This is a genomic window from Desulfosporosinus sp. Tol-M2, assembly GCF_059735615.1.
In genome coordinates this window covers 18,887-32,800 of record NZ_JCAIJG010000113.1, presented here as the reverse complement: position 1 = coordinate 32,800, position 13,914 = coordinate 18,887, and the positions used below count along the sequence as shown (strand labels likewise).

At 44.8% G+C, this 13,914-nt stretch carries 11 protein-coding genes and 1 pseudogene; 2 read left to right on the top strand and 10 right to left on the bottom strand.

Going from position 1 to position 13,914, the window contains the following annotated elements; translation table 11 throughout:
* The 9 genes and pseudogenes from AC6I5A_RS08485 to AC6I5A_RS08445 form a co-directional block, all read right to left on the bottom strand.
* Positions 1 to 479: pseudogene (locus AC6I5A_RS08485) on the bottom strand (hypothetical protein); the annotation flags it as partial.
* Between the two features lie 35 nt (positions 480 to 514).
* Positions 515 to 859, bottom strand: coding sequence for a hypothetical protein (locus AC6I5A_RS08480; RefSeq protein WP_034614422.1), 345 nt, complete (start codon positions 857 to 859; stop codon positions 515 to 517).
* 613 nt (positions 860 to 1,472) lie between these two features.
* Positions 1,473 to 4,763 (bottom strand): glycosyltransferase, encoded by a 3,291-nt coding sequence (locus tag AC6I5A_RS08475; RefSeq protein ID WP_034614419.1) that lies wholly within the window; start codon positions 4,761 to 4,763, stop codon positions 1,473 to 1,475.
* Positions 4,760 to 5,824 carry a polysaccharide biosynthesis protein gene (locus AC6I5A_RS08470; RefSeq protein ID WP_034614418.1) on the bottom strand — a complete coding sequence of 355 codons (1,065 nt, stop codon included), beginning with the start codon at positions 5,822 to 5,824 and terminating at the stop codon, positions 4,760 to 4,762. The genes AC6I5A_RS08475 and AC6I5A_RS08470 overlap by 4 nt, the downstream gene beginning before the upstream one ends.
* Positions 5,825 to 5,841: 17 nt before the next feature.
* Positions 5,842 to 6,726 (bottom strand): dTDP-4-dehydrorhamnose reductase family protein, encoded by an 885-nt coding sequence (locus AC6I5A_RS08465; protein ID WP_497900609.1) that lies wholly within the window; start codon positions 6,724 to 6,726, stop codon positions 5,842 to 5,844.
* 49 nt (positions 6,727 to 6,775) lie between these two features.
* Positions 6,776 to 7,474, bottom strand: coding sequence for a glycosyltransferase (locus AC6I5A_RS08460; protein ID WP_034614414.1), 699 nt, complete (start codon positions 7,472 to 7,474; stop codon positions 6,776 to 6,778).
* Positions 7,471 to 8,394, bottom strand: coding sequence for an NAD-dependent epimerase/dehydratase family protein (locus tag AC6I5A_RS08455; protein WP_034614412.1), 924 nt, complete (start codon positions 8,392 to 8,394; stop codon positions 7,471 to 7,473). Before AC6I5A_RS08455 ends, AC6I5A_RS08460 begins: the two co-directional genes overlap by 4 nt.
* Positions 8,395 to 8,431: 37 nt before the next feature.
* Entirely contained in the window at positions 8,432 to 9,115 is a 684-nt protein-coding gene (locus AC6I5A_RS08450; RefSeq protein ID WP_034614411.1) for a sugar phosphate nucleotidyltransferase, read from the bottom strand.
* Between the two features lie 22 nt (positions 9,116 to 9,137).
* On the bottom strand, positions 9,138 to 10,124 hold the full coding sequence (locus AC6I5A_RS08445; protein WP_034614409.1) for an SDR family NAD(P)-dependent oxidoreductase: 987 nt from the start codon (positions 10,122 to 10,124) through the stop codon (positions 9,138 to 9,140).
* 135 nt (positions 10,125 to 10,259) lie between these two features.
* Between AC6I5A_RS08445 and AC6I5A_RS08440 the strand changes: the two genes are divergently transcribed.
* Entirely contained in the window at positions 10,260 to 11,255 is a 996-nt protein-coding gene (locus AC6I5A_RS08440) for a glycosyltransferase family 4 protein (RefSeq protein WP_034614407.1), read from the top strand.
* A gap of 200 nt (positions 11,256 to 11,455) precedes the next feature.
* Here the strand turns inward: AC6I5A_RS08440 and AC6I5A_RS08435 are convergent, their stop codons facing one another.
* Positions 11,456 to 12,574 carry a glycosyltransferase family 4 protein gene (locus AC6I5A_RS08435; protein ID WP_497900608.1) on the bottom strand — a complete coding sequence of 373 codons (1,119 nt, stop codon included), beginning with the start codon at positions 12,572 to 12,574 and terminating at the stop codon, positions 11,456 to 11,458.
* A gap of 328 nt (positions 12,575 to 12,902) precedes the next feature.
* Between AC6I5A_RS08435 and AC6I5A_RS08430 the strand changes: the two genes are divergently transcribed.
* Positions 12,903 to 13,892 (top strand): glycosyltransferase family protein, encoded by a 990-nt coding sequence (locus AC6I5A_RS08430; RefSeq protein WP_034614403.1) that lies wholly within the window; start codon positions 12,903 to 12,905, stop codon positions 13,890 to 13,892.
* Positions 13,893 to 13,914: the final 22 nt, after the last annotated feature.

Here is a 13,914-nt window from a genome sequence, read left to right as displayed (position 1 = left end):
CCCTGAGTCCCTTGGATACCTTGCGTTCCTTGAATACCCTGAGCTCCGTCGACTCCTGCTGTCCCCTGAATGCCCTGGGTTCCTTGGATGCCTTGCGTTCCTTGAGGTCCTGTAGGCCCTGTTATTCCCTCTGAACCGATTACATCTAATTCTTCAGCAACCATGCGATGGGCCGTTGTCAAATTCCCGGCAGCATTTTTCCCCCAAGCTGTAATCTCCACAGCATCAGAACTATTTAGAAATTGAAACTCAAAAGCATCAAACTGCGCGAAATAGTTTCTGGTTGCTACTTCACCAGGCGCCAAGGTAAAAAACTCCAGGACATACTGTGTTTTTGTAACTCCCGTCAAGTAAAACCCAAAAATTTGAATGACAGCTGTTACCGTATCATCATTTGTTATCCTGACCGTAAGCGTAGAAGTTGATCTTACCCCCGCAACTAAAGGATTATCGATTAATCCTGTAGTTAAGAAAGCCATTACCCCATCTCCTTAATTTATTAATTTCGCATTAATTAAGAGCTTCTAACCTCTTTGGCAACTACCCGATGATCCGTTGTGAGGTTTCCAATTGCGTCTTTCCCCCAAACAGAGACTTCTACTGCCTCTGAGCTAACAAAGAATTGAAACTCAAAAGCATCAAATTGAACAAAATAATTTCTCAAAGTCACTGTTCCTGCGGCGAGAGTAAAAAACTCTTCAACATACTTCACCTTTGTCGTTCCACTTTGAAAAAATCCCTCTATTTGAATTGCTACAGTGGAAGTATCATCATTTGAAATATTTACGGACAGCGTTGAACTTGGTCTAATGCCCGCAACCGCAGTGTTATCGAATAAACCCGTTGTTAAATATGGCACATCACTCCGCCTCCCAAATTATGGATCTGTTTATTTTATTATTTTTGTCCCCTTTTGGTTACTTATTTCATTCAACTTTAGTCTTGAATTCATACCTATAACAGCTACTCCGCACCACGTTGATCGTGATGCGGAGTTATTTCCTACAAACTACTTATTGAGTATTTTTCAAATTCTAAGTGCGTCTTTTTATTTATAGTTCATCTGGGGGGAATTAAACAGGGCGTACCTTATCTTGGTGGGTAATCCACTCAACAATTTTATGACACCTATCAAATACAACGAAAATACTCGGGGAATCTACTACTATTTCCGAAAATATTTCCAGCCATTCTGGCGAAACTTGCTTAAAGGCCGCTGTTCCATCAAACAAGATTACTGCCCAAATAATTTTGTGATGTTTTACAATGAATAAACTGTCTTCAATGAACCCTTTACCACCTTGCGGGCATATCTTGCAACCACAGTTAGGCTTATATTGTTGAACCGAATCTTGTACCTCTTGGAATAGCTTGGAATAGTTTTAATTCTCGCTCGTCCATTACATTGCCTCCCACAATTTTTCTTGATAGAGGGACTGGCTCCCCCCTCACTTCCAATATATGACAAGCATTTAAAGTTGTTCCAATTTACCCCATTCTCTCCCAACGTTCCTTACAATAGTACCCATCCTGGAGAAGTATAAGTTTTTATTATATTCCCACTCCGGAGGATCCTCATAATAATCTTGTGCTCGGGGATGAAACAAGTGCACTGTTATCGCATCCGTCTGACAATAACTGCAACCATTTCTCAATAGTCGCTCGATAAAATCACTGTCATCATAGGCAATTCCCACAAAATCTTCGTCATATCCCCCAATCTCAAAAAACTGTTGGCGATGCATTGCCATTAAGAACGGCATTCTCGTATCCAAGCCAGTACATTTATTTAAGATATCTAATTCAAACATCCCATTCTGCTCATGAATATGCCCGAGAAAAGCTCCATCACGATCATCTTTCCCAACGGGAATTCCCAACAATTTAGAATGATCCAGGATAGACCTGGTAAGACCTGCAATCGTTTGGTTGATATGGAACATTTCAGCGCAACAGAGGACTAAAATATCTCCGGACGATTGTTTGACTCCAATATTGATTGCAAAGCCGGGAATTCGCCAAACCGGCTCAGCTTCCAGATTTCTTTGTCCGGTAAATATATATTTCAGATTAAGTTTCTCCTTATACTCGTTACAGATCTCCTCAGTTTCGTCTTGTAATCCATCGTTAACCACGATGGTTTCAAAATCAAAGGGTATTGCCTGTTGAGATAATGAATATAGACCCCATTTCAACAAATGCATTCTCTGAAATGTTGTCATAATAATGGATACTTTATGATGGTTATTTACCGGTTCTACTTTTGCTTTTATCGTTTTTTTTACACCCATGAGTTGTTGAAAGTCAGTCGTTAGCAAATTGTGCCATTTTTGCATGGAATCCTGAGTAGATAGTTTCTTCTCAATCATGATTCGCCGGGGAGAGAAGGTACGGTTTGGTAATTCTTGAAGAGCCGCTTCGAAGTCCTCCCCAAAAATTCCGCACTCTGCACGCTCTTCTTCGCTATAATCCTTAAAGATGCCTACCTGCCGCATAATCACCGGAACATCACACAAACAGGCTTCAATAGCTGCCAAACACTGAGTCTCAACGGGTGAACCGATAATGAAGAAATCCGCACAGTTTAAGAGCTTAACCAGGAGGGTCTGTGAAATTCTGTTAAACACCCGTACATTAGCCGCGGCATAAGTTTCTTCTGCTTTGGAAACTAAAATCCAAGTGATCTCGGGATGTCGTTCAATACAGGCGCGGACTTTGCTCCACCCTTTAACCTCAGTAAAATCTCCGACAAAGATACCTATTCGCCCTGGACCAAATCCGAGTTCCCGGCGGACTTCCCTTTTGTCAAGGGGCTTAAAGAGTTCCAAATCAACACCCACCGGTATTATCTCAAAGTCATACTCCGGATAAGACAATGCCGTTTGCAAGGAATTGGTAACGAGTTTCGCTGCCCGCCGTAAATTTTCTTCTTGTTGCACGTTTGCCCAGCCCATTGACCTAAGATTGTCCTGTAAAAACGCGATTGTATAACGAGATTGATCAACCGTATTAATAAACGTAGCATTTTGAATGATGACTTCTACCTCCGGGTAATGCGCCTGAATATAATCCCGGGCATTTGCCGCATAATCCCCTTGGCTGCCTGCAAGATACATATCGATACCCACAGAGGCAGGTAAGGCTTCCAGGAGAAAATTCCATAGGACCTTTTCCCCCATGGACCCTGTGACTAGGTCATTACATACCGCTACCTTGATTTTTTTCGATACAACATCTGCCGTTCCCGGGCTATCCAACTCCCCACACTGAAAATGATAAACAATGCTATCAAACGCTGTTTGATGCCTAATCCCTTGGGCCTTCAGTTTCAACATCAAGACATTATCCCCTGAGATACATGCTTCTCCAAGTCGAGCAATGACCGGATGATGGAAATCGCTGCCTGGGACAATATTTCCTTCCGGATAACCCCCAACCCGCTCAAAATGTTCCTTTCGGATGAAGAGGGGCATATAGAGACCGCCATCAACCACTTTGGACTCCGCTAAATTGTGGGCATACTGTTGAAATTCTATTTCCTGGTATGCCTTATAATCCCGACCGAAATCTCTTTCCACACCGTATTGACCGCTTCGCAGCTTCCCGGACTCCACTAATCGAGAGGAGACACAATTCTCCCCATTATAGGCCTGCCATAGACTATCAAACCAACCTGGCGTAAACGCCATATCCGAATTGATGAAAACGACAAAATCTCCCCGCGCCTTGCCGGCTGCATAATTGTATGCTCGATAAACATTGTTGATAAACCATTCTGTTTGCTGCTGGGGAGTATTTGTATAAACGTAATGAGGGATATAGTTATCCCGCAGATAGGTGAGCACTGTGGAGTTCGCATCATTCGCTATGAAGAAAAACTCCTTATCCGTCATATCTGTATATTGAAAGACCTGCTCATGAACGAATTTCAACCATTCGACACTCTTGTAGACTAAACAAATCAGGCTGAATTTTGGTTTAAAGACTTCTTCCCGGTATTGTTCGACATAGGCTAAAGACTCCGCAAAAGTTAATGGCGCAGGCTGCCCGTCATCCACCCACAAGCCTTCCGGGAAGAAATGCTGATGAACTTTCTCCACGACCAACTGTTCTTCACTGATTAAACGATCAAGCATCTCATACCCTCGTTGTCCGTGCGATCTATAAACAAGATACTTATGCGCCAGGCGTTGTTTGGAGGAAAAGCCGTAATGCAGGACTTGGATTTTTTCCGTCCACATCATAGTTCGTATTGTGGAAGGATAAGGCGGTTGATGAAGTCCTGGTTTAGCTTCTTCAAAGCTTAGTCCTGGGACAACCCGCCAGAGACGACAGAACCAACCTGTATCAAATAAGCTATCCAGCCGCCTCCAGGAATGACTGCGCCATAAGTTGATTTCATGAAAACATACCGCATCAAATTGCTGTTCCTCACATAGTTGACACATCTCTTGAAGATGCTCTACGGCATTGGCTGTCAATACTTCGTCCGCATCCAGCCATAAAATAAAATCCGGGCTCAGCTTTAAAGCTTCCTGTAACACGAGTTGCTTATGACTACGCTCGTTGGCAAAATCATTTTTTGTTGACCGAAGAACATAGGGTGTTTGGGTCAACATATATTCATAGCTGCCGTCCGTACTCCCATCATCATAGACAACCAAGCTCTCCACGAGCGGTTGGATATAACGCACGAACCTCTCCAAATTCCCTTTGAGCAGTTCATTAAATATTTGACAAATACCCACAATTCTATAGTTCATCGCAAGAGTTCTCCCTCTTCCTGATTATTTTGCCCGAGTATCAAGTGGTGTTTTCTTAACAAGCTTTCTGTTTCTTCCAAGGACATGAGAAAATCACCGGAGCTATATTCTTTCGACAACGCTTGTTGGCCCATCTCCGCCTCAAACAGTTCGGGAAGCATCGGCTTAATCGCATAATAATCACCACGATCATACGCTCGCCACGCCTCTTCTTCCGAAATCAATATTTCATGGACCTTTTCGCCGGGACGGATTCCCGTATAGTTAATAGCTATTGTTCGATCTCCGATTAAAACCTTGGCAAGATCACCGATCCGGGCCGCGGGGATTTTCGGTATAAATATTTCACCGGGCTTAGCCCCTTGAAGAACCGCAAAAATTGTATCCACGGCACTTTCCAAGGGCAATAAAAATCTCGTCATTTCCTTGGTCGTAATTGTTATCGGCCCTCCGTGCTTAAGTTGTTCATGAAATAAAGGGATGACAGACCCCCTCGAGGCAAGCACGTTACCATAGCGCACACAAATAAACCTCGTCTTGGGAAGCATCACATTCGCAGCGATCAAGATCCGCTCTTGCATAGCCTTGGAGATCCCCATGGCATTGACCGGTTTACAGGCTTTATCCGTAGAGACTCCGACAACAGTTTCAACTTTAAGACTATTTTCACCAATGGCTCGTATTATATTTTCCGGACCAAGCACATTGGTCTGAACCGCTTCATACGGAAAATACTCACAGGAAGGCACCTGCTTTAGAGCAGCGGCATTGATGACAATGTCTGCACCCCTCAAGGCAGAACAGACGGAATGATAATCCCGGATATCCCCAATTCTAAACTCGATTAAGCGAGCAAAATTGTCATAGATCACTTCATCGGTCACATTTTGTTTATGCTGGTATTCGACCCGCATAGCATGCTGCTTAGCTTCATCACGCGAAAAGATGATAATTTTCTTAGGGGAACCAAGTTCTTTTTGTAAAAGCCTACGGGTTAACACTTTGCCAAGTGAACCTGTACCTCCGGTAATCACAATCACCTTGTTATCGAAAAGTTCCATTATTCTTCCCCCTTGGCTTAACCCTTTTGATATGGGCCTTGTAAATAATCTTGATGCATTCTGCGCACCAGCTCCGTCCAGATCGGCGGATTGTAGCCCGTTAAAGAACGGAAGCTTGATGAATCTAACGATCGATCCAGGTAAAAACTGTCCTCCGGTTCGATCTCTATTTTTTTACCGTATTGAACATTGATCAGTTGAAGTAACTCGTATTTAGAAATAGGATCTGAGGATACGTGGTAAAGCCCCGACATCCCCGGATTAGGGATCACAAAATCCCCGATAATTCGAGATAATTCAACCGTTGGAAAGCCGGAATATATGACCTTTTTGAAACCCCGTACTTTTTCTTTCTGACTTAGAAACCATTCGACTAAACCATAGCTGCCTTTCAGTTCATGTCCAATTATTGATGTGCGCAAGGTAACACAATGCGGGTAGTCTACCTCACCAAGAAGTTTAGTTCTGCCATAAAGATCGGTGGCATTGGAAAGATCACTTTCTGCATAGCTCCCTTTCTCTCCATCAAAGACACAATCTGTACTGATATGGATCATGCGCGCACCTACCGCCCCGCAAAGCAAAGCGATGCGATGCGGCAAAAGTGCGTTACCGGTTATTGTTACTAAGGGGTCTTCCGCCTCAGGTATTTGCTTGATGATGCCGATGCAGTTGATGACAAAATCTGGCAATACATCGGCGAAAACCTGCACAAGACGATCTGTTTGATTTATATCCACATCTCGGCGCACCTTCTTGAGCTGATCCTTTGGTAACCAACTGACTAATTCCTGCGCAGATCGAACCGTAGCAAAGACATCAAGACCAGGATTCCCTGCAAGATAGCGAAACAGGGTATGCCCTAACATCCCTGACCCTCCCAAGATCAATACCTTGCTCATGTCGTTTTCACGCTCCTTTTTACACTGAACTCCAATAACTTATACTTTCTTATAGGCCAGGGAAAAGCTGCCGCGCCCTCTTTATAGCTGGTTCTGTAAAGTTTGGCGGCACAAATAAACTCCCATTTTGACCGTGCCAACGATAACCTAAAAGCAGTTCATCAAGAAATCCGCACGGATAACTTCGAAGCAGACGGAACCACAACTCATAGTCGTGCACCGTCGTCATACTTTCATCAAAGAACCCCACCTGATCCAGGGCAGCCTTGCGGATCATGACGGAAGATCCATTGATAAAACAGCCTTCGATCAACTTGGTGACCATCTCCCTCTGATCTCGATAGAACGGAGAGTGCACCTCATATTGCTTACTTCCTGCTCCATCAATCACCACAAAACTGGTATAACTGAATCCCAGCCCCGGCTCTTTCTCCATTAAAGCTACCTGTTTGGCGACCTTATCGGGTAAAAAAATATCATCTGAACTCAACCAGCAAACGTATTTTCCTGTTGCACGGGTAATGCCAAAGTTCAAAGCGCTGGCGGTTCCCCCATTATCCTTATAATAATAATGAATCCAAGGTATATACGGCATCAGGACTTCTTGTGTTTTATCCGTTGAGCCATCATCAACAACAAAGATCTCCAGGTTCGGATAACTCTGATCAAGGACACTTTTTACCGCAATGCCCACATATTGTGCATAATTATACGTGGGTATAACTACACTGACCTTGGGCATCGTCATCGTGGTCTCCCTCCATAGACGTTCTTCATCCACTCGACGGTTTTGGGTAACCCTTCTTCCAGGAGCACCCTCGGATTGTGACCTAAATCAAGGGTCGCTTTGCGAATATCCGGTCGTTTACTGACTGTATTATGCTTATCCTCGGGGAGATTCCTGACCAGTCCCGGAGACCCACCGGTATACTTCAGCACGAGATTACTTAAATCTTGAACACTTCGGTATTCTGTTCCCCCAAGGTTATAAACCTCTCCCGGTTTAAATCTCTCAACCGCATTGGCCATGCTGGGAATCAAATCGTCAATATACATAAATACGCGCGAATAGCCTTCGAACACATCATAGGGTATCCCCTGTAGGGCACGGTAAACAAATAAACAGACCACACTGCGATAGGGATGATAGTATTCTCCGGGCCCATAGGCGTTAAACAGGCGCAACCTGACAATCGGAGATTGATATTTCTTTTCAAAATTAGTGATTTGTACTTCGTTTACCCATTTGCTTAAAGCATAGTCATTGTGCTGAAGAATCGTTTTTCGCATAGGGAGCTCTTCACTGAGCAAGGGCTCCGATGTTTCTCCATAGATTTCTGAGGAACTCGTAAAGACAAGCTTAAAACCCTTTTTCAACTGCCACTCCAGGATGTTGCGTGTCCCGATGACATTGGTTTTCCAAAGTGTATCGTAATAGTCTTCTCCGTTAATCCGGCCAAACTCCGCCGCCAAATGGTAGACCAAATCGAACGGCTGTTCAAAAATACCTTCCAACTGCCGATACTCACTAATGTCTGCCCGACAGTAGCGCTCCCCGGCATGGTGTTGTAAATCCACTCCCCACACTTCGTGCCCTCTATTTTTCAGTTCTTCCACTAATGGGGCGCCTAAGGTACCTCTGCTCCCCGTGACGAGAATCTTTGCCACTTTACATCTGCCCCCTTTGATAGCGCTTTATCTGCTGCTATAACTGCTTAAACTCTTTTTTAGCCTTTTCGAGATCAGACATCGTCCCAATGTCAAACCAAAGATCTTGACTCTTATAACTCACCACCTGAGCCTTTTCCTTAAGGAGTCTCTGAACCAGATCTGGCATATCAAAACGTTCATTTTCCGGAATTAAGGACAGTATCCGCTTATTAAGCACGTAGATGCCCATACTGACCCAATAATTAGTTGTAGGTTTTTCCGAATAGGCTATGACTCGGCCCTCCTTAAGCTCTAAAACTCCAAGCGAGGAACCGACTGACTTATTCTGAACAGCAACCGTCAGATCTGCATGAGTCGCCAGATGGTGCTCATATAACGCCCTGAAATCCAAGGTTGTCAATTCGTCCCCATTGACAACCAAAAAATTATCCTCTAAATCCTTAACCATTCTCAACGGACCCGCAGTCCCCAACGGATTAGTTTCCACAAAATAACGAATCGTCAAACCAAAACAACTCCCATCCTGGAAGTACAGCTTAATGAAATCTGCCAGATACCCCAAACACATGATAATTTCATTAACTCCTGCCAGCTGGAGTTGACGCACCAGAATCTCTGCTATCGGTTTGTCTCCAATGGGAAAAAGGGGTTTGGGTAAAATGCGGGAAAATGGATCTAACCGTCCTCCACGACCACCCGCTAAAATAATGGCTTGCACTGTATTTCCCTTCTTTATCTTTTCAAATTTGATATTTTCCGACCTGGAAACGATTCAAATGAGTGGCAATCCACGCCATTGTCCTTTTTAGCCCTTCTTCCAAAGAAACTTGCGGTCCCCACCCCAGCGTTTCTTTTGCCAACCGATTATCCGCCAAAAGACGGTTCACCTCACTACGGTTCGGACGGACCCTAGACTCATCCACAACAATTTTTGCCGAGCTTCTTAGCATCTTAATAATCTGGGAAGCTAGCTGGCCAATCGAAATCTCCTGTCCTGAACCCACATTAATAACCTTTCCAACCGCCGCCCGCTTCTGCGCTGCTTTCATAAAACCGTCCACAGTATCCGTTACAAAGGTAAAATCACGTAAAGTCTCAGTATTACCAAGACGTATTTCTTCACAGGCAAGAACCTGAGTAATTAGCGTCGGAATGACTGCCCGCGCTGACTGCCGCGGCCCATAACAATTAAACGGTCTAACCGTAACGACAGGTAAGTCGTAGGAAGTAAAAAAACTTTCCGCTAACTTATCCGCCCCGATTTTACTAGCTGAATAGGGAGACTGACCCTGAAGAGGATGAGCTTCATCGATTGGGACATAACACGCAGAGCCGTACACTTCACTTGTAGATGTATGAACGATTTGAGCCACTCCGTGATCACGTGCTGCGGTAAGAACATTAAACGTCCCCATAATATTGGTTTCCACGACCTCACGAGGGTTTTTATAGGAATAGGGAATTCCCACCAAAGCGCCTAGGTGAAAAACTGCATCGCAACCTTTTACCGATCGTTCTATGACATCCGCGTCCCGCAAATCTCCCGCGATGATTTCGAGCTCTTCAAGTACCCCGGGCTCTAAATCCTCCAAATTCCCACGACCGTCTCTGGAATTATAACGAACAAAGGCTCGGACTTTTGCTCCTGCTTTGACTAAAGCCTCTGTCAAGTGACTGCCGATAAAACCGCCGGCTCCTGTAATCAAGACCTTTTTTTGTTCCCACATCACACTCTTCCTTTCCTCCTTCTGCCGCAATTAATATATCGTATGTTAAGGTTTGTTTATCTGACACATGTTGCCACATCAAAGGATGTGGCAGCATACATTACCAATAAACGTCTGCTTGGAGGAGGTTTATCTATGAAAATTGTTATTCCCGCACTAAGTTTGGAAAAGGGTGGCGGAGCCCGCTTTCTATATCAGCTGGCGAATGCTCTGGTAGATCGTGGCCAGAACGTTGAATTTATCATGCCAAAAGACGGTATCTTAGACTGGCCTGTGCGCGCAAAAATAACCCGAGTGAAGGAATTAACCCCGAGCTCCTTCCCCTCGGCTGACTTTATTCTGCCAAATTTCTACCCAACGGTAATGCCTGCCTGGCAATCCAAAAAAGGCCAGGTCGTTCGCCTGAGCCTTGTCTACGAGCCCTTATGTCTCCCCAATGCGGATGTCTCCAAAGCCACTTATTCCATCAATATGCCGATAGTAACGATCTCTCAATGGCAACGTCGGCTTATTCTCTCCGAAATAGGTCTTGACTGTTCAGTTATTTCCGGTGGCGTAGATTCGGCTTTTTTCCACCCCTACCCTAAGCGCTCTGCCCAAACAGGCCGAAAAACTATTTTTTATATTATGCGGGGACCGGGCTATACCTGGAAAGGGAATGCCGACTTTCTGGAAGCCTGTGCTCGTTTAAAAGACCGCATACCTGATTTTGACGTTTTGGTTGTGAATCCTGAGCAGCAAGCGTTGGATACCTCGTTCCCCTATACAACCATGACCGCGGCCAGTGATCACGAAATGGCCCTACTCTACGCCCGTGCAGACCTTTTTGTCTATGCTTCATATTATGAATCCTTCGGTTTACCCCCCCTGGAAGCGATGGCCTGTGGTACAGCGGTAATAACCACCGATTGTGGAGGAAACCGTGATTACACCAGAAACGGAGAAAACTGTATCGTTATTCAACCGAGCGATGTTTCCGCCTTAACCGACAATATGTATTACCTCTTGACCAACAACAATGAACGCCAACGTCTAGCCGATGCTGGTCACCATTTTGCACAAAACTGGACGTGGCAACGCACCGCAGACCAACTGATCTCCGTTCTAATGCAAATAAGTAAGGGGCAGTAGTTCCCCGGAAACGCCTTGCTTGCGGGCCTACATGCCGCTCTTTTGCATCATAAGAGCAAGCAACCCCCCAATCGCTCCCACCCCCGAAACCCCCAAGCCGAAGAAGTTTCTTAGCAGAGAGAGCACGGAGAGAGTTAAGTTTGTTTAGTCTCAATTTAATATATGCAACAATTGGGACAAAGTTACAATCCAGATGAAAACTACTTTATTCGCTCCAAAAGCCTCAGATATTTTGGAGCAAGCGAATCCCACCCGAAGGTTAAAGCCCTCTCCCGGCCCCTAGCTGCAAGGGACCGCAAAAGAGAAGGATTGTCAAAGGCTGTCTTTAAAGCATCTGCCAACTGCTTTTCATTCCCGCCTTCAAAAGTTAGAGCACATGAGTTAGAGACTAGTTCTGCCAGACCCCCGGCTCTTGACACGATTAAAGGAGTCCCGATCGCCATCCCCTCCAAGGCCACCAGTCCATAGGCTTCTCGCCGACTCGGAACAATGAGACAAGCTGCGCGTGCCATTAATTGTCTTACTTCTGAACCTGGCTTCCAGCCGTGAAACTGAACATAAGCTCCCAGCCGCTTCGATTGAACAAGTTGTTTCAAGTAATCTTCATAATTGTCTGCTCCCTTGCCGACAACATTTAATCGAATTTGTCGCCCGCTTTGCCGGATTAAAGCCATGGCATTGATCAAATCTTCTATCCCTTTATAGTCCGTAAGTCTGCCCACGTAGAGAAACTCAATTGAGTTTGCATGCCTCCATCGTTCCAAGGGTAGGGAAATACCAAGCGGCAGAACCTCAGTTTTGGAAAGGTATTGGGGGAAACGCTCCGCCAGATAGTTTCTTTCACTCTCACTAATGAGATGAATGCATTGACAACGCATGAGAAGTTCTTCTTGAATGGTAAACTGCGCTTGCAACTCAGGTTCTGGACGGTTTCCTAGCTCTTGGCGTAAAAATGAATAAACGGTATAGAGAATTGGAATGACTCCTCCTGAAAGGGTATAAGCCAGAGGGGTAAAATTGATGGCATGACTGTGAATTAAATCCCACGGCTGATTAAGCTCAGGAAATTCCTGACGCACAACATCCGTCTTGATCATCCCTAAATTCCCAAAATAGTGGCTGGTACGAGGTAATCCCAGCACTTTAATCTGTCGTCCTCTCAAGTCCCAGCTAGATGAGGTCCCATCACTGCGTGGTAAGATAATCGTCTGTTCAAAGCCTAAACGATCCAACATATAGAGCATGCCTGTAGCCGCCGTACCCGCTCCACCAAAGCTTTCTTCTTCAAATTCATTGGTCAACGATAAGACTTTCATCATTATCCCCCCACACCCACATCCTATGCGACAAGCCTTAAAAAGTGCTAAACAAGCCACAAACCCTTAATCTTTAAAGAAACCTTTCCCTTTTTTCCATATTGTTTACCCTTTGAGCTCTACCTACATATCTTATATGGAATAAAAGTCCTTGGACGACTAAGTATCTAACATGACCCGAACAAGAATGTTTGAGGTTAGAACACCGCCATGACTCAAACAGGACGTTTGAGATTAGTAGCGCCGCCAAGGATGGCCAAATGCCGTATGGCAAGGTGACGAGATAGCTAGCTGCCGTATGGCAAGGAAGTAGCGTAAGAGGAGGTTACAAATGCCTACATTTATATATCCGCCCTCAATCCCCTGGAATTGGATGTTTCAACGCCCACAGCAGTTGTTATGTCAATTTTCCGCATCGGGCCAGACTGTTCTTTACGAGGACCTCGGCAACTTTCTCCAACCAGGGATTAGGAGCTTATCCCCAACCTTACTTCTTTGCCAAGGGATTTCCGCCATGACTATTCCCCATCCACAACCACGCATTCTTTGGTTAACCGTTCCCTCGCACATTAATTTAATTCATTCCTATAACCCAGATCTCGTTATTTATGATGCTGTGGATGAACCCAAAGAGGAATTTGCCAGTTGGGCACCCTATTTCCCAGCTATCCTCGAAAGAGCAAATCTAATTTTTTGTAGTGGGCAAAGCATTTTTGATTATTTTTCGAAACGTCATCCGCAAGTTTGCCTTGTCCCGAACGGCGTAGATTACGTCCATTTTTCGCCCACACCTAAGCAACGTCCAACTGATCTTCCGTCAGGTAAACCCATCATCGGCTACAGTGGAGCAATAGCCCCCTGGGTCGATTGGGAATTGCTTAGGACCGTGATCCAAGGAAGCCCAGAATTTAACTTTGTTTTTCTTGGAGCCCTCTTTCAACTCAATAAATTTCCCCTCAAATTTAAGAATGTTTTCTATTTAGGTCTGAAAGCTTATCATCAACTCCCCGCTTATCTTCATCACTTTGATGTTGCGCTTATTCCCTTTCTTCAAACAGAAATGACCAAGGGGTGCAACCCTATCAAACTCTACGAATATTATGCAGCAGGAATCCGGGTTCTTGGGACACCGCTTGCTGAACTGCTTACCGTTCCGAACATCAATCTGGAAAGTAACCCTCAATTATTCTCCCTGCGCCTACGTTATTTATTGGAAGGAAAGGATTTCAGCAAAGCTGAACGAATGGCTTACGCCCAAGCTAACGACTGGGGTGAACGGGCCGGAAGGATGCTTCAACAAATCTTTCTCCAGGCTGATTAAATGAAAAATAAGGTGTAACACC

Excerpts from the sequence above, each read along its gene's own strand:
- AC6I5A_RS08445 (WP_034614409.1), bottom strand. The coding sequence starts at position 10,124 with ATGTGGGAACAAAAAAAGGTCTTGATTACAGGAGCCGGCGGTTTTATC.
- AC6I5A_RS08430 (WP_034614403.1), top strand. The coding sequence starts at position 12,903 with ATGCCTACATTTATATATCCGCCCTCAATCCCCTGGAATTGGATGTTT.
- AC6I5A_RS08440 (WP_034614407.1), top strand. The coding sequence starts at position 10,260 with ATGAAAATTGTTATTCCCGCACTAAGTTTGGAAAAGGGTGGCGGAGCC.
- AC6I5A_RS08475 (WP_034614419.1), bottom strand. The coding sequence starts at position 4,763 with ATGAACTATAGAATTGTGGGTATTTGTCAAATATTTAATGAACTGCTC.
- AC6I5A_RS08470 (WP_034614418.1), bottom strand. The coding sequence starts at position 5,824 with ATGGAACTTTTCGATAACAAGGTGATTGTGATTACCGGAGGTACAGGT.
- AC6I5A_RS08460 (WP_034614414.1), bottom strand. The coding sequence starts at position 7,474 with ATGACGATGCCCAAGGTCAGTGTAGTTATACCCACGTATAATTATGCA.
- AC6I5A_RS08435 (WP_497900608.1), bottom strand. The coding sequence starts at position 12,574 with ATGATGAAAGTCTTATCGTTGACCAATGAATTTGAAGAAGAAAGCTTT.
- AC6I5A_RS08465 (WP_497900609.1), bottom strand. The coding sequence starts at position 6,726 with ATGAGCAAGGTATTGATCTTGGGAGGGTCAGGGATGTTAGGGCATACC.